Below are 19,433 nucleotides of genomic sequence, written 5' to 3' on the forward strand. Positions count from 1 at the left end.
GGGGAGAGGGATGAAACACCCATCGCCGATTAAACCAATTTATGTTTGGCAGCTTCCTGTTCGATTCTTCCATATGATCAACGCACTTGCCATTCTGGTGTTAATGATTACTGGTGTATACATCGGAAATCCGTTTGTTTCCCCACAAGCCTTCTCGGCAACACCGGCATTCTTGATGGGGTATGTGCGTGAAATTCATTTCATTGCTGGATACATCTTTGCTGCCAATTTGATGCTTCGCTTGTATTGGGCGTTTGCAGGGAACAAGAACTCACGGATTAACGTCCTGAAGAAAAGTTTCTGGACCGGAAAATTTCAGATGCTCAAGTACTACTTGTTCATCGACCGCAAGCATCCACACTACTTGGGACATAACCCGATGGCAGAGTTCGGGTATCTTACTTGCATTGGACTAGGGGGAATTATCCTCTGCCTGACTGGATTTTTCATGCTGTTCGAGATCCGTCCTCATTCAACGGCATTCGCCATGTTCAGTTGGATGATGGTTTTCTCGGAGAACAGCATCTGGATGCACTACATTCACCACTGGTTAGCGTGGGGAATCATGGTATTCATCGTTATTCACGTCTACATGGCTGTTCGTGTAGATGCATTGGATAAAGACGGCGCACTTACTTCTATCTTCACCGGTTACAAATTTACACATGATGAAGATGAAGAGCATGCAGCCAAGGCTAAAGGTAAAGGAGAAATTGCTTCATGATGTCAGCTCAACCTAAGACAAATAACATCATCGTACTTGGCATCGGCAATATCCTTTTTCAAGACGAAGGGGTCGGCGTACACGCAATTGAAGCCTTCCGACACAAACAAGCGAACTATCCGGAAGTAAACATTGAAGATGGGGGGACAGAAGGAATGAAACTTCTGCCCCTGATCGAAGAGACAACTCACCTGATTATCGTTGATGCGGTTGCTGCACAAGGAGAAGCGGGAGAATTGATTTGCCTGGAAAAAGAGGAGATTCCTTATTTTCCAGGTGCTCGTCTCTCCCAACACCAGCAGAGTTTCCAGGAGCTGTTGTTCCTCGCTGACTTTCGAGGACATTTGCCTGAGAATATCTATTTCATTGGCATTGTTCCCGGAGCAATCGAGTGGGGAACGGCAATGACACCGGAAGCGTTGGGTGCCATTCCGCAAGTTGTTGAAAAAATTGAAGATCGCCTGAAAAAGTGGGGAGCAGCCGTATGACAGACCGTCGCGCATTTATGAAAATGTCGCTTAAGTCCCTTGTTGACACGGTTAAAGAAGTAGCCCATCCGTTTCTCGAAGATAAGTCAGAGAAATGGGAGTCCATCCAACAGCAGTTGGAAGGCAAGATGTGGGCCGAAGTATCCGCTTTGGGGGAAGAAGAGAAGCTGGCGCAGCGTTTGGTGGGCCGGCATCTTCTGTTTTTGTCGAGAGATGAGAAGGGACAGGTCGAAGCGATTGTCGGCAAGTGCCCTTCTTGCCATTCGTCTCTTTCCCTGCGCAAAATGGACCTGACGCTACTTTGTTTGCCGTGTAATAAATCGGAGAGGCTGCCAACCGGAGCAGAAAAAGTTTTTGACCGCCTTCCGTTCCAGCAAATTGGTGAGAAGTGGACGGTAGAAGTGAGGAAAGCCGATGCATGAGATGTCTTTAATGGAAAGCACGTTGCAAATGGTCCACCAACTAGCAAGCGAGCAGCACATCAAGCAAGTAACGGAGGTTTGTCTGCGTGTCGGAGAGTTATCCGGTGCGATGCCTGACGCCCTTCAGTTCGCTTTTGAAGCGTTGCAGAAGGTAGATTCCTATTCGCTGTTTCGTGATGCCAAATTGACGATTGAATGGGAAGAAGCAGTAGCTGAATGCCACGTGTGCAGCAGCAGCTATCATCCTGATCGGCGCATTCTGTTGTGTCCGACTTGTCAAATGCCGTCTGGCAAACTGATTCAGGGTGAGACACTGCAGGTATTATACTTTGAAGGAGAGTAGACAGCGATGAGAATCGACGTGAAAAACAGTGTTCTGGCAGAAAATCAGCAAGCTGCAGAAAGTTTGCGAGATACGTTCACAGAGCACAAGATACTGGTTCTAAACCTGATGAGCTCCCCGGGAGCAGGCAAAACAAGCTTGTTGGTGAAAACAATCGAGCACCTGTCTCAAGAATTCAGGATTGGAGTTATAGAAGGAGATCTTGCGACTTCAATGGATGCTGAGCGCATTCGTGAGGTTGGAGCGACAGCAGTTCAACTAAATACAGGTGGTGGCTGTCACCTGGATGCCAAAATGGTCGAAAAGGCAATTCCTCATTTTGAATTAGATAAATTGGATATCCTGATCATTGAGAATGTTGGGAATCTAGTTTGTCCTTCCGGTTATGATTTAGGACAAAATCACAAAATTGCGGTACTCTCTGTTCCAGAAGGAAACGATAAAATTCCGAAGTATCCAACGATGTTTAGAAGAACAGAAATGGTTGTGTTAAATAAAATTGATTTATTGCCGTTCCTCGATTTTGATGTTGAGCAAGCCAAAGCGGATTTGGCACTCATCAATCCGGAATCCAGCGTCCTTCCTCTGTCTGTTCGAAGTGGTGAAGGATTTGATGCTTGGATAGACTGGATCAAAGAGAAGCGTGCACTATGTCTCAAGTAGAAGATCAAACAATTGCTCACGTAACGAGTCAGATTCAGGCATTGCAACTTAGCATCCAAGGACGTGTGCAGGGGATTGGATTTCGGCCAGAACTGTTTCGCAGGGCTGCCGATCTTTCCTTGTTTGGCTGGGTACAGAATGATCCAAGCGGTGTACTTGTTCATATTGAAGGCAATCCCGATCAGGTGAAAGAATTCGCGAGAGGGCTGCTAGAGAACCCACCACCGCTTGCTACGTATATAAGCTTTGAAGAAATAGAAGCTGCACCAGAGGGTTGGGACACCTTTTTTATCAAAGAGAGCAAACAGGAAGGGGCAGGACTGACAGACATCTCCCCTGATCTGGCTCTTTGTCCCGCATGCCAAAGCGATATGATAAGCCCAGATAACCGTCGATATAATTATCCTTTTACCACATGTACGTATTGTGGGCCACGGTATACCTTTATTGAACAGATGCCATACGATCGACCGTTTACCACAATGGCTCATTTTCCCTTGTGTCCTGACTGCAAGACAGAGTACAAGGATCCGTTTGACCGCAGGTTTCACGCTCAACCGATTGCTTGCCCTACTTGCGGCCCTGGTTTACGGATGTATCAGCGGTCAGCAGAGGGAAGTGAATCGCCTTGGCAACTGTTGGACGTCAATGTAAGTAAAGAGGCAAGAGCGGCACTGCGTGCAGGTGCTGTACTAGCGATCAAAGGATTAGGTGGGTATCATTTAGCCGTGGATGCCCATCACAGTGAAGCTGTTGAGTTGTTGCGCAAACGAAAAAGACGTCCTGATAAGCCACTTGCGCTCATGATGAAGGACCTATCTGAAGTAGAGACGCATTGTTATCTATCAGAGGATGAGAGAGAACTGCTTCTATCCCAGAAGGCTCCCATCGTTCTCCTGCAAAAAAGAGAGGAAACCCACAAGCTTGCTCATTCCATTGCTCCTGCCAGCACAAAGCTGGGAGTGATGCTGCCCTACACACCGCTGCATCATCTTCTGTTGAATGAAGACTTGCCTGTGCTGGTCATGACCAGTGCCAATCTGTCAGGGCAGCCTTTAATCGCTGATGAATCGGTCTGGTTTGCAGAGCCTGCGGCATATCAGTTGGTAGATTATTTGATTACAGATAACCGCCCGATTGCCAATCCGATCGATGATTCCGTTGTCCATTGGAATCAGGGAACAGGGCAACAAACGATCCTGCGCAGAGCAAGGGGATATATCCCTGAATCAGTCCCTGTTCACTTTGACACAGACGGTATTCTTGCGGTCGGAGCAGAACAGCATGCGGCATTTGCTTTAGGCAGGGGAAATCGCATGTATCACGGGCCATATACGGGAACCTTGTCCAATGTCGAAATACAAGAACGCTACCTCAACACGTTAGAGAGGTATAAACTGTGGTACGGCAAGGAGTTTACCCACATCGCCTGCGACATGCATCCCGAATACTGGAGTACGGGGTTAGCGAAACAAATCGCAGAGTCATTTGAAATTCCAGTCATTCCAGTGCAGCATCATCATGCGCACATGGCTTCCGTCATGACGGAACACGGTCTGACAGATGACTGTTTGGCAATTGTACTGGACGGAACAGGCTATGGCTTGGACGGGACGATTTGGGGAATGGAGGTTCTACACGGCAGTTACACCTCCTTTACTCGGGTAGCTTCATTGCAGCCTATTCCACTGCCAGGTGGAGAGAAAGCAATTCGGGAGACCTGGCGGACAGCAGCCGCCATGTTGCTAGAGACGGGAGATGAAGCGGCAGCGTTAGATTATCTCGCATCTCTTGGAAAAGAGGAAGAGTCTGCTATTTTGTTTCATATGCAAAAGCGTGGAATCAATACACCCCGCGCCTCCAGTTGTGGGCGTCTGTTTGATGGAATCAGTGCTCTCTTGGGCATTTGCCAGTATCCTACCTTTGATGGACAGGCAGCCATTGAACTGACGGAGTGTGCTAACCAGAATCCGAGAGACGTAATCAATGGAATAGAGCAAGAGGCGTATCCACTTGAACTGCAGATGGAAGCAGATGTGCCAACCGATAAACACCCGTGGCTGAAAATGAACTGGAGATCCATGGTCACTCAGATTCAGAAAGAGCGATTGAACGGAGATTTGGTTCATTTGATTGCAGAGAAGTTCCATCGCACAATTGTTCATACCCTTGTGAAAATTGTCACAATGGCAACTTCGGAAATTGCACCTTCCGAATGGCGACAGACCAAATCTATCGTGCTTTCGGGAGGAAGTATGCAAAATCCGATTCTGTTAGAGGGGCTGACGAAAGAGCTAACCGAAGCAGGCTTTCAAGTGTATCAGGCAAGGACATTTCCAAGTGGAGATGGCGGTATTGCCATTGGTCAACTGGCTGTCGCTTCTGCAAAACGAAAGAAAGCCTAATTAAACAAAAATAGAGTAATTACACAAATAGGAGGAAGTAACCATGTGTCTTGCAGTACCATCGCTTGTTCTCTCTCGCAAAGAATACTCGGCTGAAGTAGAAATGATGGGGAACAAAATGACCGTCGGAATCATGCTTACACCAGAAGTAGAAGTAGGGCAATATGTCTTGATCCATGCTGGACAGGCAATCCGGATCATCGATTTGGAAGCGGCAGAAGAAAGTCTGGCAGAATGGGAGAAATTGCTGCATGGATAAATTTCTGAATCAACTTAAGAATCCACAACTGAGCCGTGGTTTGCTGGCAAAAGTAAAGGAAGTTGCAGCGAAATTTCGTGAAGAGCACAATCGCCCTCCTGTCATCATGGAAGTGTGCGGTTCCCATACCGTTTCACTCGCTAAAACGGGTGTGAAACAAGCATTGTTAGGCGAAGTTACCTTTATTCCTGGACCCGGTTGTCCTGTGTGTGTCACCGACCAAAGCGATATTGATTTAATGATCCGAATTGCTGATGAGCCAGAAACAATTGTCTGTACATTCGGCGATATGCTCCGTGTACCTGGCTCCAACGGTTCTTTGCTCTCTCGTCGTGCACTGGGTAAAGATATTCGGATGGTGTATAACCCGACAGAAGCAGTAGCGATTGCGAAGGAAAATCCGGAGAAAAAAGTAGTTCTGCTCGCCATAGGCTTTGAGACAACGATGCCATTGCATGCAGTAGCCCTGCAAATGGCCATTGAAGAGAACGTAACCAACCTGTCACTTTGGACATCGGCAAAGCTGGTACCGCCCATTATGATCGCATTGTTGACAAGTGGGGAAGCGACAATCGACGGTTTCCTGTTGCCAGGGCATGCGTCTATCGTGCTCGGGAAAGCAGCGTATCATGATATTCTGGATCCGTTCCAGGTGCCAGGTACAATCGTCGGCTTCGAATCCGTTCAATTACTCGCAGGTATCCACCGTCTGGTAAGCCGTTTGGCAGAAAAAGATTATCAGATTGATAATGAATACCCGATGGTTGTTCAAGATCAAGGGAATGAGCATGCAAATGCCATGCTGCAAAAATACTTCGTACCATGCGATACCGCTTGGCGTGGGATGGGTGTGATTGCAGACAGCGGACTCGCGATCCGAGAAGAATACGCAGCGTGGGATGCGAAGAAGGTCTTCCACTATCTTCCGCAGGAACCTGTCCGTAAAACAGCTTGCCGCTGCGGCGAGATTCTTCGTGGTGTTGCAGGACCAACAGACTGCAAACTGTTCGGCAAAGCGTGTACACCACAAAATCCGATTGGTCCATGCATGGTATCTGATGAAGGTGCCTGTGGAGCCCATTACCACTACATGAGAGAAGGTGTAACGTCATGAGTGAGACAATCTCGTTAGCACATGGCGAAGGTGGAGAGCAGACCCACCAGTTGATTACCAAACTGTTTACTCGCTATTTTTCGAACCAGTCTGAAGCACAATTTGACGGTGCTGTCCTGCGTTTTCCTGATTTGCATACGGGAGAGATCGTGATGACAACAGACAGCTTCGTTGTCCAACCGCTGTTTTTTCCGGGAGGGAATATTGGCAAGCTTGCCATAGCGGGTACGGTGAATGACCTTGTCGTTTCCGGTGCCATCCCAGCCTACTTGACGGCTGCGTTCATTTTGGAAGAAGGATTCCCAATTGACTCACTGGAGCAAATCGTAGCTACCATGGCAGAGGAAGCAAATAAAGCGGGAGTGCGCATTGTAGCAGGGGACACCAAGGTTGTAGAGAGAGGCAAAGCGGACGGTGTCTTCATTAATACTACTGGGATTGGCGTACGTCCCACAGAAGCATCGCAATTGTCTCCTGAACGGATTGAAGAAGGCGATGTAATTATTGTGACGGGTACGGTAGGAGACCACGGAACAGCCATCCTGATGGAGAGAGAAAGCTTTAATATCGACCACAAGACAGCCAGTGATTGTGCAAGCCTGAATCACATGCTTCTTGCAGCCCTTCGTGAGTCAAATGGCATACGCATGATGCGAGATGCGACACGAGGCGGATTAGCGACCGTTCTGGTGGAGTGGGCGGAAGATTTCGGACTGACCATTGAATTGGAAGAAGAAAAAGTTCCGATCTCTGGCCCTGTTGTAGGAATATCACAGATTCTTGGTTACGATCCGCTCTATTTGGCGAACGAAGGCAAAGCTGTATTGCTGGTGTCACAGCAAGAAGCAGAGCGAGTTCTGGAGGTTTTGCGAAGCTTCGAGGTAGGGCAGAACGCTGCCATCGTAGGACAGGTCCAGAAAAAAACAGGTGGACAGATGCTCCTGTGTACGCCACTAGGCATGCACCGCCGATTAAGTCGACTAACCGGAATACAATTACCGCGAATTTGTTAGATATAAAGAAATCCCTCACAGCATGTGGGGGATTTTTTTGTCGAATCATTACACTTTTTTGTTGGTTACTAATTGGATATTTAGGAGTTCGGAAGGAAACATTATCACTAGGCTCTAGGAATAAAGTTACACTGTTGGCAAAAACCCTATGAAAATCAAAAAAAAAGAATGTGGCGAGACATGGACAATCGTAGACCAATCGAAGCTCTTCTATGGTGCATTGCGTTCCCAGGATTTGGACAGTTTCTTAACGGCAAATATTTTAAAGGTGTTGTACTTCTTTTTTTGGAATTTGTTATCAATATGGGATCACATTTAAATCAAGTGATTCGGCTCAGTTTTCTGGGAGAGATTCAACAGGCGATTGAGATGGCAAACTTTCAATGGTTGATGTTTTATCCGTGTGTGTACATGTTCGGGATTTGGGATGCTTACAAAGATGCTGGAGGTGGTCGGACTCCCATTGCCTATTTACCGTTTGTCTTATCTGCCTATTTTGGAACAGTAGGAGTTATTTATTCTTCTCAACTGCAATTGTTCAATGTTCTACTGGGGCCGGTATGGTTGCCAATGCTTTTTGCCTTTTGCGGAATCGCTATTGGAATCCTTGTCCGATATGTGTTAATAAAAACAATAGTTCGATAATTACATTATTCATGATGGTAATGAAAATGCGTTTAGGAGGTTAGAAAATACGGGTATTGTTCCTGTGAGAGTTGGTATACAAAAACCTGATCACAGGAGTGAGTCCCATGAAATTCAAGTCTGTTAGAACTCGTACAATGGTGTTGATGCTTCCGATTTTAGTTGGAACACTGATGAGCCTGTTATTATTCTCTTATTTTTCTACGAATTCATTAATCAACTCTCAGTTGGATCAAATCATGAACAACAAACTGGATTCAATCAGCAACGATCTAAACACTAAGGTGACGGCTCACAGTAAAATTCCGGAAACACTTGCCAGAAGTGTGGAAGGAATCTCAAGCAATCTGACATTGGAACAGTACCGCACCATGCTTTCTCATAGTGTCACTTCCAATCCGGATACGTATGGTGTTGGCGTATTTTTTGATCCGTATAAGTATTCGGCAGAAAAGCAATTTTTCTCTACTTATGCATACCGGGATCAGGGGAAGGTCAGTACCACTGAGGATTATAATGATCCGTCTTATAACTATCCTAATCAGGATTGGTATAAAATTGCTGCGAATACACAAGCAAGTGTAGTTTACTCGGCCCCATACTATGACGAAGTTTCGGGGGTCTCTATGGTGACAGCATCAGCCCCAATCTATGATACAGAGCGTAAATTACTTGGGGTTGTTACCGGAGACATCGACTTGACATCCATCCAGAAACTGATTTCATCCATTAAAATAGGTGAAACAGGATATACCTTTCTGACCGATGCGAATGGAACCTATTTGTCATCACCAGTCGCAGACAACATTATGAAGAAAAAAATCACAGAAGACAGTAACCCAACATTGGCACAAATCGGGAATCAATTGCTTCAGAATGAGCAGGGTAAAACTGAATTCATTGGAGATAACGGGAAGAACATCGTTTTCTTTAAAAAATTAAAAGATACTAATTGGGTATTAGCGGTTGTTATTTCTGAGCAGGAATTGTTCGCTCCAATCAAATCGCTCATTACTTCGTTATTGGTGATCAGTGCGATAGGAATCATCGTAATCATTATTCTGATCCACGTATATAGCCGATATCTTACCCGTCAGATCCATAGTGTGAATGAAGTTTCTCAAGCAATGGCACAAGGCGATTTTTCTCGTTCATTGACTGTCCAGTCAGAGGATGAATTTGGGCAGATGTCACGAAACTTCAATGCCATGCGTGAAAATGTCCAGGCTTTATTGAGTAAAATTTCAGCCAGTTCCCATCATGTTGCTGCAACCGCAGAGGAACTGACTGCCAGCGCAGAACAAACCAGTAAAGCAACCGAACAGATAGCAGAAACAGTGCAAGAGGTTGCAGCAGGTACGGACAAACAGGTTCGTAGTGTAGAGGAAAGCTCCAGATCGATTCGTGAAATGTCTCATGGTATTGACCAGATTGCGCAAAACGCCCAGCATGTGGCAGATACAGCGCAACAAGCAATGGAAATGGCTCAGGATGGAGATCAATCCATTCGTACGGCGATCCAACAGATGCATTCGATTAGTGATCATATCAACGAATTGTCACACACGGTCAAAGGTCTCGGTGACAGATCACAAGAGATTGGTCAGATTGTAGCGGTAATCTCGGGAATATCGCAGCAAACTAATTTGCTCGCATTGAATGCCGCCATTGAGGCTGCTCGGGCGGGAGAACATGGACGGGGATTTGCCGTCGTTGCTGACGAAGTGCGCAAGCTTGCTGAACAATCTTCTCAATCAGCACAGCAGATATCCCAATTAATCGGTGCGATTCAGCTTGAAACATCCAAAGCCGTTTCTGCGATGGAGACGAGCACACAGGAAGTGACATCAGGAATTCATGTGGTAAACACTGCTGGAGTCTCATTTGAACAAATTCAGGCGTATGTAAATCAGGTTGCCCAGAGAATAACAGAGGTATCAGAATCTGCTCGTAAACTGTCTACGAATACACAAAAAGTCGTGCAGTCAACGAATCTAATAGCTGAGATGGCAGATACAACAGCATCAGGCACACAAAACGTATCGGCTGCATCAGAAGAACAGTTGGCCTCCATGCAAGAAATTGCTTCATCTGCACATTCCCTCTCGCAGATGGCAGAAGAACTGCACTCCCTAATCAGTACTTTTAAGGTGTAACAGGACTCAGCAAATAGACAAAGCCCGGTTCCAATGGAATCGGGCTTTTTTGATGATAAGAATTTTTAAGTTTGGGGACCCGCCAGACGCCAGCGATAGCTTGTGTCTGGTGGGTTATCTACCAGTTTTTAATGGAATCCAGCAGATCACTGATTGTCAAGCTGCTTGCTTCTTCCAGCAATTTATCCATTTTTGTCTTTTGCTTGAGAGAACCACTGAGTACGACTTCGATTTTCTGATCTTTATCAAGAGTGATCGAGTTGATTGACAAGGATTTTGTGATTAGAGCAGCAATTACAGCTATCTGTTCTGGTGAGAGATTCCCGAATAGCCCTTTTAGTGAATCATTTTTGGACTTTCCGTTGGCAGATTTTTTGTCGTTGCAGTTATGATTATTGCTATTCTTTGACATAGCAATTCACCTAATTCATGTTTTTAGTCCGGGATCAACTCAACTTCATTACCCCCGTTGCTGCCATTGCTCTCACCAAACAAGAAGGAAAAAAATAAGACGAAGGCGACAACCAAAAGTACATCATGTTGGATTTTTTCAATATCAGGCATAAAAAAAGCACCCTTTTTCCCCATACTATGCGAAGTAAGGAAATCTGGTGCTTTTATTGGATTCTGAGATTCTGATCAGTGTTGCTTTCAAGTTGTGCCTCTGAAAACAACGCACTTGCTGCAGGAGGCTGTTTTTGTGATTGCATTTGTGATTGCAATAATGTGAGGATTTGTTCGATGTCTTCTTTTGTAGCATTTTTTTTCTTTTCTTGCAAAAGAACAGTTAATTCTCCGTTTGTTTCCATGACCGTTTGGAGTGTCCCAGCTATTATCATGACAAGAACAATTAGAAGTCCACCCAAGAGTGCTTCCCATATCGTGTTTGGATGGAGCGGTAAAATTAATAAAGGTCCAAGCAACAAGGTTAAAGCGAGTTCTGGGACAGTCATCTGTGATATCGATCGATTCCCAAAGAGTCGAAGTAATATTACACATCCGATTGAAACGAATAGGATCTTCAAAAAGAATGGCATGGTTATTCCTCGCATTTCGGTGATGGATCTGTATTTGATTCCTCTCTGTTTATTATCTCTTCAATTTCTCCCTGATCTCCTTTGGCGTTGATTAATTCGACAATCTCCATCAATGATTCTACTTCGCTGTTTTTATTTTGATCTTTCATGTTTTCCATCGTTATCAGCCCTTTATGGCATGCAGCCATTCCTGATAGCATTCATCACACAGCAGTTCATCACGATCTTGCTGATTATGGAAAAATGTGATCATATGAACGTTTTCTGTCTCATGTTCACAGTGATAACAAGTGTAGGACAATGTGTATCTCCTCCTAGTGTTGAAGTGCTTTTAGCATGTCCGAAAGGAGGTATTAATAAAAAAATAGGTAAATAGTAATATTTTACAGATTATTGTTTCATGTTAATGTATCTTTTGTAATAATGTAAATAATTGCAATTGCAGGAGATCTGTTACCAAAACTGTTACATAATGAGTAACTACCTAGAATATGGTGGAGGTAACGCAAGTACGATTGCCAGTAGACAAAGGAGGAAGTTGTTGTGAAGAAATTTATTTCTACAATAGTGGTTGGGGCTCTCGTTTTGCTAACTAGTGTTGTTAGTGCCGATGTCAAATTCTCCGACATTCAAAAACATTGGGCAAAGGGAAGTATTGAATGGGCCGTTGCTCAAGACCTTGCAGTCGGTTATCCAGATGGAACCTTCAAACCAAATGGCACACTAACAGAAGCAGAATTTGTGGCCATGTTGATTCGTGTGTATGATAATGCAAATGATGAATATACACGTCTCAAGCAAGCTGATGATGCAAAAGCCGTCAAGTACGACTGGACTGATCATTACTATGTGGTAGCTACAGAGCACAATTTACCGGTTAATGGAGGCGAACACTTCGCACTTCGCGATAAACCAGTGACACGTGGTGTGGTTGCCAATATTATTACTTCAGCTCTGGGCAAAAATTTCTACGAAAATGAATCCATCGCTTATCTCTATGACAAAGGCCTGTCAAACGGCAAGAATGCCAAAACAATTGATGGCTTCAAACCTGCTGATTATTTAACTAGAGCAGAGGCGGTTCAGTTCCTCAATACTCTTGTCATCAAAAAATTGGACAAAGAAATGTTGAAACGCTCTGACGACCACGATAACTATCCATACGTGAAAAACTATTTGAAATAAGCACAAAAACGCTTCTTCCGGTGAAGGAAGAAGCGTTTTTTTATCAGCAACCGCTTAAGCGTAGTGGGTGCTTTAGAACTTCATTTTTTCGAGCAGGTATGCTTTCAGGTCAGCGATTGGCATGCGGACTTGTTGCATGGAATCACGTTCACGAACGGTTACTTGACCATCCGTTTGAGAGTCAAAGTCATACGTGATGCAGAATGGTGTACCGATTTCGTCCTGACGACGGTAGCGTTTACCGATGGAACCTGACTCATCGAAATCGCAAGCGAACTCAGCCGCAAGCTCTTCATGAACTTTGTAGGCATCTTCAGACAGCTTTTTAGATAAAGGAAGAATTGCTGCTTTAATTGGTGCCAGTGCCGGGTGGAAACGAAGCACAGTTCGTTTATCGCCTTCACCAAGATCTTCTTCATCATAAGCATTAATCAAGAAAGCAAGTGTTACACGATCAGCACCAAGAGAAGGCTCGATGCAATACGGAATATATTTTTCATTTGTTTCCGGATCGAGATAGTGGAAATCTTCGCCGGAATGCTCCATGTGACGGGACAGGTCGAAATCCGTACGATCGGCAATACCCCAAAGCTCGCCCCAACCAAACGGGAATCTGTATTCAATATCGCTCGTTGCGTTACTGTAGTGGGACAACTCGTCTTCTGTATGATCACGCATACGAACGCTCTCTTCTTTCATACCCAATTTCAATAACCAGTTCCAGCAAGCATCACGCCAGTATTCGAACCATTGCATGTCTTCGCCCGGTTTGCAGAAGAATTCAAGTTCCATTTGCTCGAATTCACGTGTACGGAACGTGAAGTTGCCAGGTGTAATTTCATTACGGAAGCTCTTACCGATCTGACCAATACCAAATGGAACTTTTTTGCGCATGGTGCGTTGTACATTCTTGAAGTTAACAAAAATACCTTGTGCTGTTTCAGGGCGCAAGAAGATTTCGTTTGCAGAGCTTTCGGTTACACCTTGGAAGGTTTTGAACATCAGGTTGAACTGGCGAATATCGGTGAACTCCTTGGAACCACAATCAGGGCATGCGATTTCGTGTTCCTGGATCAGACCTGCCATTTGATCAAAGGAGAGACCGTCAACGATGATCTCAATGCCTTTTTCTCCTAGTGCATTTTCAATAATTTTGTCGGCACGATGGCGAGCTTTACATTTTTTACAATCGATCATTGGGTCATTGAAGTTTCCTACGTGACCAGAAGCTACCCATGTCTTTGGATTCATCAGGATGGCTGAATCAAGACCTACGTTATAGCGTGATTCTTGGATAAATTTTTTCCACCAAGCTTTTTTGACGTTGTTTTTCAATTCAACACCAAGCGGGCCGTAATCCCACGTGTTCGCTAAACCGCCATAAATTTCGGAGCCTGGGAAAACGAAGCCTCGGTGTTTAGCTAAAGCTACAACTTGATCCATGGTAAACTTTTGACTCATGAAAGTTCCACTCCTTTTTATATTGGGTAAAAAAACGACGAAAGTCGCTTTTAGACAACAAAAAACTCTCATCCCAGCATTTGCATGCAAGGGACGAGAGCTATCTCCCGCGGTTCCACCCTAATTGGCACTCCATACTGAGTTGCCCACCTTCATCAACAACGGCTCCAGACCGCCCTTCATAAACTCTCCAGACCAGGCTTCCACCACCCCCGGCTCGCTTCTCTGGCAATCGTTTACTACTCCTGTCCTTCTCAGCCAGTATATACAACTAATGATATGAATAATAGCAAACCATCCCTGCAAAGTCAATTGAGACCAATTTATGAAGGAGATAAAGGATATACAGGGAAATGGATAAGCAGGAGGTGAAGCGGTGTGCACATCAGGAGAGCAGTACCCGAAGAATCAAATTTGTTAAGTGAGCTTGTATTTCGTTCGAAAGCCTACTGGGACTATGATGAGCAGTTTATGGAAGCTTGTCGTGAGGATTTATTGATTTCTCCAGCATTTATTGCCAAAGAGCTCGTTTTTGTCGGTGAAGAAAATGGGGTTATCGTTGGCATGTACGGCCTTGATTTAAGGGAGAGTCCCTTGTTGAGAGATTTCTTTATTGAGCCACATTTTATCGGAAAGGGATATGGTAAACTGTTGTGGAATCACCTGCTCCAAACCGCTCGAATTCAAAAAATTACATCATTTACGCTCCATAGTGATCCGTTTGCAGAGCCGTTCTATCTTCGCATGGGTGCCAAACGTATTGGAGAAATTGAATCCTCGGTTATAGCAGGGAGATTTCTTCCATTTCTGAAGGTTGATGTGCCTATGTAAACAAAGGGGGATTAAATAATGCAAGAGATGGCCTTTCCAGGAATTTTTATGATTCTTATTATGCTGCTTGTTTATGGATTACTTCTCTTTGGAATTATCTACACGTTGTTTTTTATGAGGAAGAAATTGATGTTGGACGAACAACGGAATCGTCAAATGGAGCAACTCATTCGTTTACTCGAAAAAAAGGAGTAGAGCGTCATGGATCGGCAAGTACTAATTCAATCAGAAAGACTGACTCTTCGAAGAACAGCACCGGATGATCTTCAGTTTGTCCTGGATACTGAACAGCATCAGGAGAACAACCGATTTATCAGTATGTGGTCACGGGAGCTGCATCAGGATGCCATGCATAGTGAGGATAAACTTCATCTGATCGTGGAGTCTGAAGAGGAACGGGTCGGGTATGTGATTCTGGCTGGGTTGACTAATCCGAATGATTCTATTGAATTGGTTCGAATCACGATTTCTTCGAAAGGCAAGGGCCATGGCAAAGAAACGCTGCAGCTGTTGCAGAGGTGGACATTTGAGCAGCATGGTGGACACCGTCTCTGGCTGGATGTCAAAGATTTCAATACACGGGCACAACATGTCTACGAACAGATGGGATTCGTAGCAGAAGGAAAACTGCGTGAATGTGTAAAAGTGGGAGATACATACGATTCGTTGATTATCATGTCAATCTTGCGAAGTGAGTACTGTTCCGAATAAAGAAAATCGCAAATTCAAAACCTATAAAAGTAAATCGTACACTGCAAAACCAGATCCAATGTGAATTCAAATGGAATTCACATTTTTATTTTTTTCCAACCATGCAAAAGGAGGGGATGCTCATGCCGCTCTACGCACGAATGGGAATTAATTTTGTCTATAAGCTGATCGTATTTCCTTCCATCCTCTACCTTGCCAACCTGATGTTCTCTCAATGGATTTCCTTTCAGTCGTCCCTTCCTGTGATCAGTTTATCAGGTTTGTTCCTTTTGATTGGAATCGTTGCGGACGAAACCATTCTTCCTCGATTTGGTATTCTCTCATCGACTTTTCAAGGCTTTTTATTTATGACAACAGTGATATGGGTCTCGAAGTGGATTTTCTCATCTGTATCCGTGACTTTTTCAGGGGCACTAATTACAGGACTCATGTTAGGCGTTGTTGAGCTCCTGATGCACAAATGGATATTGAAGCAAAGAAAAAAAGCGGCGACCTAAGACCTGAAAATAAAGTCTTAGAATCGCTGCTGCTTTATTCTGCTCTTGATTCCCTTTAGTTTAATAAGCAGAGGGAGAATGATGTTTTAAATCAGCTTCAGTAAGTCCTTTTTTCTTTCCCACATCCGAAATTCTATATTCAAATTGTAGTACATCATTGTGTGCAAAATAGATATATTCAACGAATGGTTCATCTTCAAAAACCACATTAGTATAAAAGGGTGGCAGTTTAATTCCCCATACTCCCTCAACTGATTTTATTTCCTCTGTTTTATACCCTTTTACCTCAACAAGATAGTCTGTCACTCTGTTTTCATAAAGCATTTTATTGATTTGAACATATAAAAAGGGGGTAATAAATAGACCAATTAAAATAGTCCAAATGCTTATTTTCATCACTTTTTTAAATCTCATAAATGAATCCCCCTTTAACCTCTAGTTTAACATATTATCCCAACTGATAGATTAGTTGCACAACGCCAGAGGAGAACGTTCTTGTATTAACCAATTTTAAATTCAACCTCTGTTTTATATCAATAAACAACGGTTTTCCTTCTCCCAAAATAACAGGGTGAACAGATAATCTAAATTCATCAACAAGGCCTAAATTGATAAAAGTTGTAATAAGACTTGCTCCACCATATAGCCAGATGTCTTTACCAGGTTTATTCTTTAATTTATTTACTTCTTCAAGAATATTATCGTTTATGAATATTGCTTTATTATCAGTCCCTTTTTGTGTCCTGGAAAACACATATTTTTCTTTACTATGGACTAATCCCCAAATTTCATTTTCAGTATCAGTATGTTCAATTTCTGGAGTAAATTGTCCCCATAAATCATAGCTTTTTCTTCCGTATAAAATTGTATCAATTTGATTTAAGAAATTAATAAACCCCATCTCAGAGTCCATAATGCACCAATCAACTTCCCCATTTTTCCCTTCAATAAAACCATCTAAAGTAACTGCTAAATCTAAAATTATTCTTCGTTTCATGAATTGTTACTCCTTTCGTTGATCTATCTCCCATTATTGACCTTAAATATGTCACCTTGTGTCATATTTATCTCAGAAAGGTATCTTCGGGAGCGAGCATGAGCAGGGGCACAAGAGCATAAAGTGAAGGTGGGGTAAACAGTTTCGTTGAGTAAAATACGAAGAAAAGCAGGAAGAAAGGTGGTGGTGAGGGTGTCTTTGTATGAGCGGTACCCCCATTTGTCACCCAATCCAAGTAACCAGGCGCAAGGATTGAAGTACATCCAGATTGACCCGCCAATCATCTATCTCCACGCAGGGAAGTCCCTTCGACTACGAGTGAAAGCCGTGTACTCCGACGGAATCGAAAAAGACGTAACCTCGATGGTGAACTGGGGAATTCCAACGACAGAAGTGGGGAGCATCTCCGGGAATGGGACAGTACATGTCTTTGGTATCGGAAGCATGATGGTGACGGCGGAGTATGAAGGTCAGCGAGCCGAATCAGTCATCGTCTCTGTTATGGATGATGAAAAAACGAAGCAGGGCCAAAGCCGTTTTCGTAAAGGGGTGGCGGCTGCTCTTGCTCTATGTTTTCTTGTAATTACCGGGGGAATTACGCTTTTTAGCGGTTTTTTTGGTGATTCTGCCAAAAGTGAGTCAAAGGCTCAGCAAGGATCACCGGGGATGTCTGTAATTTTGGAGGAAGAAATCCCGGTAACAGCGGAGGAACCTGCTGAACAGGCCACACCAACATCAGTACCAGCAACACCAGCGCAGACGACACCAGCACAGACGACACCAGCACAGACCACACAAGCACCAACCACGCAGCCTGCCGATGTTTCGGTGCCCACAAATTCGATTATCGCGGAAACCGCCATCAATGCTCATCCTAAACCTGACACCAGCGCTGTCGCCAAACCAGCGACAACGACCGAAGCGAAGCCGGTAACCAAATCTGTTACAAAGTCAGCAGCGAAAACTACAACGAAACCTGTCGCTACACTGACCAGTCAGCCCTCCAGCAACCAGCCAATCTCATACACACCCGTAGAAAAGAACGGAAAATGGGGATACATGAAGCAAACCGGCGCATTTGATAAATCGCTTGTGATTTCCCATCAATTCGATCACGCAACAAGGTTTGCTGAGGGATTGGCTTTGGTGAAAAAGGATGGAAAGTTTGGCTATATCAATACAGAAGGAGCGGTAGTCATTCCGATCCAGTATGAGTACGCCACTCCCTTCCAAAACGGAGTGGCAACAGTAAAATATCAAAGTGAGATAAGGACAATCAACAAATCCGGCCAATTAGTGAAGTAATCGAAAGGTGAGGAAATTTCCATGCAAAAGCGCTTTTTCTGGCTTTTCCTGATTCTGATGATCATGATCAGTCAGAGTGGATTGATATTTGCTGAACAGAGTTCCTTTTCTGATCTGGAGCGACATTGGTCAAAAGAGTACGTAGAGAAATTAACGCAAAAGGGGATTATCCGATCAACAGCAAGTGAGTTTCAGCCAGAGGTGCTCATTACCCGTGGTGAGGCGTTGGCGTTATTGGGCCGAACGTTGGAAGTGTCATATGGGGAGCTTGCTACCCCAAAACGAGTCGTTCATGTGGACAATAAGTATCCACTAACTCGTGATATCGAGAGGCTTGTCGCAAATTTGGATACCTCTTTAAAAACACAGATGCGAACATCTATGAAGCATTCTCCAGGTGAACAGCTTCTTTATTATCTGTACTTGTCTACGCAGAACAAACCGATGAAAATGCAACAGAAATACGATACGAGTTGGTGGATTTCTGCAAAAATGCTGGAGCAGCCTCTGTCACGCGAGGAGGCAAGTATGATGTTGTTTCATCTGTTGTCTGAACGCATTGCTACTGCAGAGAGTATAGAGCCTGATGATGTGGAAGCATTTTTTGCAGGATACTACAATTGGAAGCGGCCCAGTTATTATATAGATGCCAAATCTCCGTTTCCCACTGCGATTCGCTCGTTTCAAATATTTGGCTCGGAACCACAATTCAAACCTGCAGTGAAAATGACACGTGGCCAGTTTGCTGTCGTCCTTACTCGATTGTTGGATATTTATCAAATTGAATTACAAAGACAGTACGATTTGGACCTGTCAAAGAGAGCGGGTGTAATCAATCTTTTTCTAACGGCGGCAACGCAAAGTTATCAGACAAAAAATGATACCACCGTATCACGCTATTTTGATCGTAAAGCAGTGCAGGCGGTACAGAAAATGTATCCGATACCACTACACAAGTACAACGGAGAGCTATCGATTCTCACAGAAGAATCACAGGGGAAAACGTTTCGGGTACTTGGTCAATACATGGATGAATTAATGGGGAAATACCAGATTGAATATGTGATTACACTTTCAGAATCAGTGAATAATTCCTATGGATTCATCATCTCTGATGTACGATATCAGTCAAAGTGACAAACTAGAAAATCTTATTGATCGCCTTTTAAACAGGTAC

General features: G+C 44.1%; 26 protein-coding genes. 18 read left to right on the plus strand and 8 right to left on the minus strand.

What is annotated here, in order from left to right; translation table 11 throughout:
- Positions 1-10: 10 nt before the first annotated feature.
- The 11 genes from cybH to ACPW7N_RS19525 all read left to right on the plus strand — a co-directional run bounded on the left by cybH (position 11) and on the right by ACPW7N_RS19525 (position 10,232).
- Complete coding sequence (gene cybH / locus ACPW7N_RS19475) at positions 11-724, plus strand: Ni/Fe-hydrogenase, b-type cytochrome subunit (protein WP_425652814.1); 714 nt, start codon at positions 11-13, stop codon at positions 722-724.
- A complete protein-coding gene (locus ACPW7N_RS19480; protein WP_425652816.1) occupies positions 721-1,212 on the plus strand; it encodes a HyaD/HybD family hydrogenase maturation endopeptidase in 492 nt (163 codons plus the stop codon). The genes cybH and ACPW7N_RS19480 overlap by 4 nt, the downstream gene beginning before the upstream one ends.
- Positions 1,209-1,634 carry a hypothetical protein gene (locus ACPW7N_RS19485; protein WP_425652818.1) on the plus strand — a complete coding sequence of 142 codons (426 nt, stop codon included), beginning with the start codon at positions 1,209-1,211 and terminating at the stop codon, positions 1,632-1,634. The genes ACPW7N_RS19480 and ACPW7N_RS19485 overlap by 4 nt, the downstream gene beginning before the upstream one ends.
- Entirely contained in the window at positions 1,627-1,977 is a 351-nt protein-coding gene (locus ACPW7N_RS19490) for a hydrogenase maturation nickel metallochaperone HypA/HybF (RefSeq protein ID WP_425652819.1), read from the plus strand. Before ACPW7N_RS19485 ends, ACPW7N_RS19490 begins: the two co-directional genes overlap by 8 nt.
- A 6-nt stretch (positions 1,978-1,983) precedes the next feature.
- Positions 1,984-2,640: a hydrogenase nickel incorporation protein HypB gene (gene hypB / locus ACPW7N_RS19495; RefSeq protein WP_425652821.1), complete on the plus strand. Its 657-nt coding sequence runs from the start codon at positions 1,984-1,986 to the stop codon at positions 2,638-2,640.
- Positions 2,628-5,045 carry a carbamoyltransferase HypF gene (gene hypF / locus ACPW7N_RS19500; protein WP_425652822.1) on the plus strand — a complete coding sequence of 806 codons (2,418 nt, stop codon included), beginning with the start codon at positions 2,628-2,630 and terminating at the stop codon, positions 5,043-5,045. Before hypB ends, hypF begins: the two co-directional genes overlap by 13 nt.
- A gap of 43 nt (positions 5,046-5,088) precedes the next feature.
- The gene (locus ACPW7N_RS19505; RefSeq protein ID WP_425652823.1) at positions 5,089-5,304 is read left to right on the plus strand and encodes a HypC/HybG/HupF family hydrogenase formation chaperone; all 216 of its coding nucleotides are present in this window, start codon (positions 5,089-5,091) and stop codon (positions 5,302-5,304) included.
- Complete coding sequence (gene hypD, locus ACPW7N_RS19510) at positions 5,297-6,418, plus strand: hydrogenase formation protein HypD (protein ID WP_425652824.1); 1,122 nt, start codon at positions 5,297-5,299, stop codon at positions 6,416-6,418. Before ACPW7N_RS19505 ends, hypD begins: the two co-directional genes overlap by 8 nt.
- Positions 6,415-7,431 carry a hydrogenase expression/formation protein HypE gene (hypE, locus tag ACPW7N_RS19515; protein ID WP_425652825.1) on the plus strand — a complete coding sequence of 339 codons (1,017 nt, stop codon included), beginning with the start codon at positions 6,415-6,417 and terminating at the stop codon, positions 7,429-7,431. Before hypD ends, hypE begins: the two co-directional genes overlap by 4 nt.
- A 180-nt stretch (positions 7,432-7,611) precedes the next feature.
- The gene (locus tag ACPW7N_RS19520; protein WP_425652826.1) at positions 7,612-8,076 is read left to right on the plus strand and encodes a hypothetical protein; all 465 of its coding nucleotides are present in this window, start codon (positions 7,612-7,614) and stop codon (positions 8,074-8,076) included.
- Positions 8,077-8,183: 107 nt separating this feature from the next.
- The gene (locus ACPW7N_RS19525; protein WP_425652827.1) at positions 8,184-10,232 is read left to right on the plus strand and encodes a methyl-accepting chemotaxis protein; all 2,049 of its coding nucleotides are present in this window, start codon (positions 8,184-8,186) and stop codon (positions 10,230-10,232) included.
- Positions 10,233-10,350: 118 nt separating this feature from the next.
- Here ACPW7N_RS19525 and ACPW7N_RS19530 read toward each other — a convergent pair whose 3' ends face one another.
- From ACPW7N_RS19530 to ACPW7N_RS19550, 5 genes are read right to left on the minus strand one after another with little or no spacing between them, the layout of a single operon-like run.
- Positions 10,351-10,644, minus strand: a complete 294-nt coding sequence (locus ACPW7N_RS19530) for a hypothetical protein (protein WP_425652828.1) — start codon at positions 10,642-10,644, stop codon at positions 10,351-10,353.
- Positions 10,645-10,667: 23 nt separating this feature from the next.
- Entirely contained in the window at positions 10,668-10,796 is a 129-nt protein-coding gene (locus ACPW7N_RS19535; RefSeq protein WP_425652829.1) for a hypothetical protein, read from the minus strand.
- Between the two features lie 53 nt (positions 10,797-10,849).
- Positions 10,850-11,269 carry a hypothetical protein gene (locus tag ACPW7N_RS19540; RefSeq protein ID WP_425652830.1) on the minus strand — a complete coding sequence of 140 codons (420 nt, stop codon included), beginning with the start codon at positions 11,267-11,269 and terminating at the stop codon, positions 10,850-10,852.
- Between the two features lie 2 nt (positions 11,270-11,271).
- Complete coding sequence (locus tag ACPW7N_RS19545) at positions 11,272-11,427, minus strand: hypothetical protein (RefSeq protein ID WP_425652831.1); 156 nt, start codon at positions 11,425-11,427, stop codon at positions 11,272-11,274.
- A 5-nt stretch (positions 11,428-11,432) separates the two neighbouring features.
- Complete coding sequence (locus ACPW7N_RS19550) at positions 11,433-11,570, minus strand: hypothetical protein (protein WP_425652833.1); 138 nt, start codon at positions 11,568-11,570, stop codon at positions 11,433-11,435.
- Between the two features lie 242 nt (positions 11,571-11,812).
- On the opposite strand from ACPW7N_RS19550, the gene ACPW7N_RS19555 reads away from it, so the two are divergent.
- On the plus strand, positions 11,813-12,454 hold the full coding sequence (locus ACPW7N_RS19555; RefSeq protein ID WP_425652834.1) for an S-layer homology domain-containing protein: 642 nt from the start codon (positions 11,813-11,815) through the stop codon (positions 12,452-12,454).
- Positions 12,455-12,526: 72 nt separating this feature from the next.
- Here ACPW7N_RS19555 and ACPW7N_RS19560 read toward each other — a convergent pair whose 3' ends face one another.
- A complete protein-coding gene (locus ACPW7N_RS19560) occupies positions 12,527-13,915 on the minus strand; it encodes a glycine--tRNA ligase (protein ID WP_425652835.1) in 1,389 nt (462 codons plus the stop codon).
- Positions 13,916-14,293: 378 nt separating this feature from the next.
- Here ACPW7N_RS19560 and ACPW7N_RS19565 point away from each other — a divergent pair, with 378 nt between their 5' ends.
- From ACPW7N_RS19565 to ACPW7N_RS19580, 4 genes are all read left to right on the plus strand, one after another.
- Positions 14,294-14,746: a GNAT family N-acetyltransferase gene (locus ACPW7N_RS19565; protein ID WP_425652836.1), complete on the plus strand. Its 453-nt coding sequence runs from the start codon at positions 14,294-14,296 to the stop codon at positions 14,744-14,746.
- An 18-nt stretch (positions 14,747-14,764) separates the two neighbouring features.
- On the plus strand, positions 14,765-14,941 hold the full coding sequence (locus ACPW7N_RS19570; protein ID WP_425652837.1) for a hypothetical protein: 177 nt from the start codon (positions 14,765-14,767) through the stop codon (positions 14,939-14,941).
- Between the two features lie 6 nt (positions 14,942-14,947).
- Positions 14,948-15,457 (plus strand): GNAT family N-acetyltransferase, encoded by a 510-nt coding sequence (locus ACPW7N_RS19575; protein ID WP_425652838.1) that lies wholly within the window; start codon positions 14,948-14,950, stop codon positions 15,455-15,457.
- A 122-nt stretch (positions 15,458-15,579) separates the two neighbouring features.
- Complete coding sequence (locus ACPW7N_RS19580; protein ID WP_425652839.1) at positions 15,580-15,954, plus strand: DUF2512 family protein; 375 nt, start codon at positions 15,580-15,582, stop codon at positions 15,952-15,954.
- Positions 15,955-16,014: 60 nt separating this feature from the next.
- Here the strand turns inward: ACPW7N_RS19580 and ACPW7N_RS19585 are convergent, their stop codons facing one another.
- Positions 16,015-16,368 carry a DUF3139 domain-containing protein gene (locus ACPW7N_RS19585; RefSeq protein WP_425652840.1) on the minus strand — a complete coding sequence of 118 codons (354 nt, stop codon included), beginning with the start codon at positions 16,366-16,368 and terminating at the stop codon, positions 16,015-16,017.
- A 34-nt stretch (positions 16,369-16,402) separates the two neighbouring features.
- Positions 16,403-16,951 carry a dihydrofolate reductase family protein gene (locus ACPW7N_RS19590; RefSeq protein WP_425652841.1) on the minus strand — a complete coding sequence of 183 codons (549 nt, stop codon included), beginning with the start codon at positions 16,949-16,951 and terminating at the stop codon, positions 16,403-16,405.
- Positions 16,952-17,143: 192 nt separating this feature from the next.
- Here ACPW7N_RS19590 and ACPW7N_RS19595 point away from each other — a divergent pair, with 192 nt between their 5' ends.
- The gene (locus tag ACPW7N_RS19595) at positions 17,144-18,256 is read left to right on the plus strand and encodes a WG repeat-containing protein (protein WP_425652842.1); all 1,113 of its coding nucleotides are present in this window, start codon (positions 17,144-17,146) and stop codon (positions 18,254-18,256) included.
- A 21-nt stretch (positions 18,257-18,277) separates the two neighbouring features.
- Complete coding sequence (locus ACPW7N_RS19600; protein ID WP_425652843.1) at positions 18,278-19,393, plus strand: S-layer homology domain-containing protein; 1,116 nt, start codon at positions 18,278-18,280, stop codon at positions 19,391-19,393.
- Positions 19,394-19,433 lie beyond the last annotated feature (40 nt).

This window comes from Brevibacillus nigriterrae, from assembly GCF_049846925.1.
GTDB lineage: Bacteria > Bacillota > Bacilli > Brevibacillales > Brevibacillaceae > Brevibacillus_H.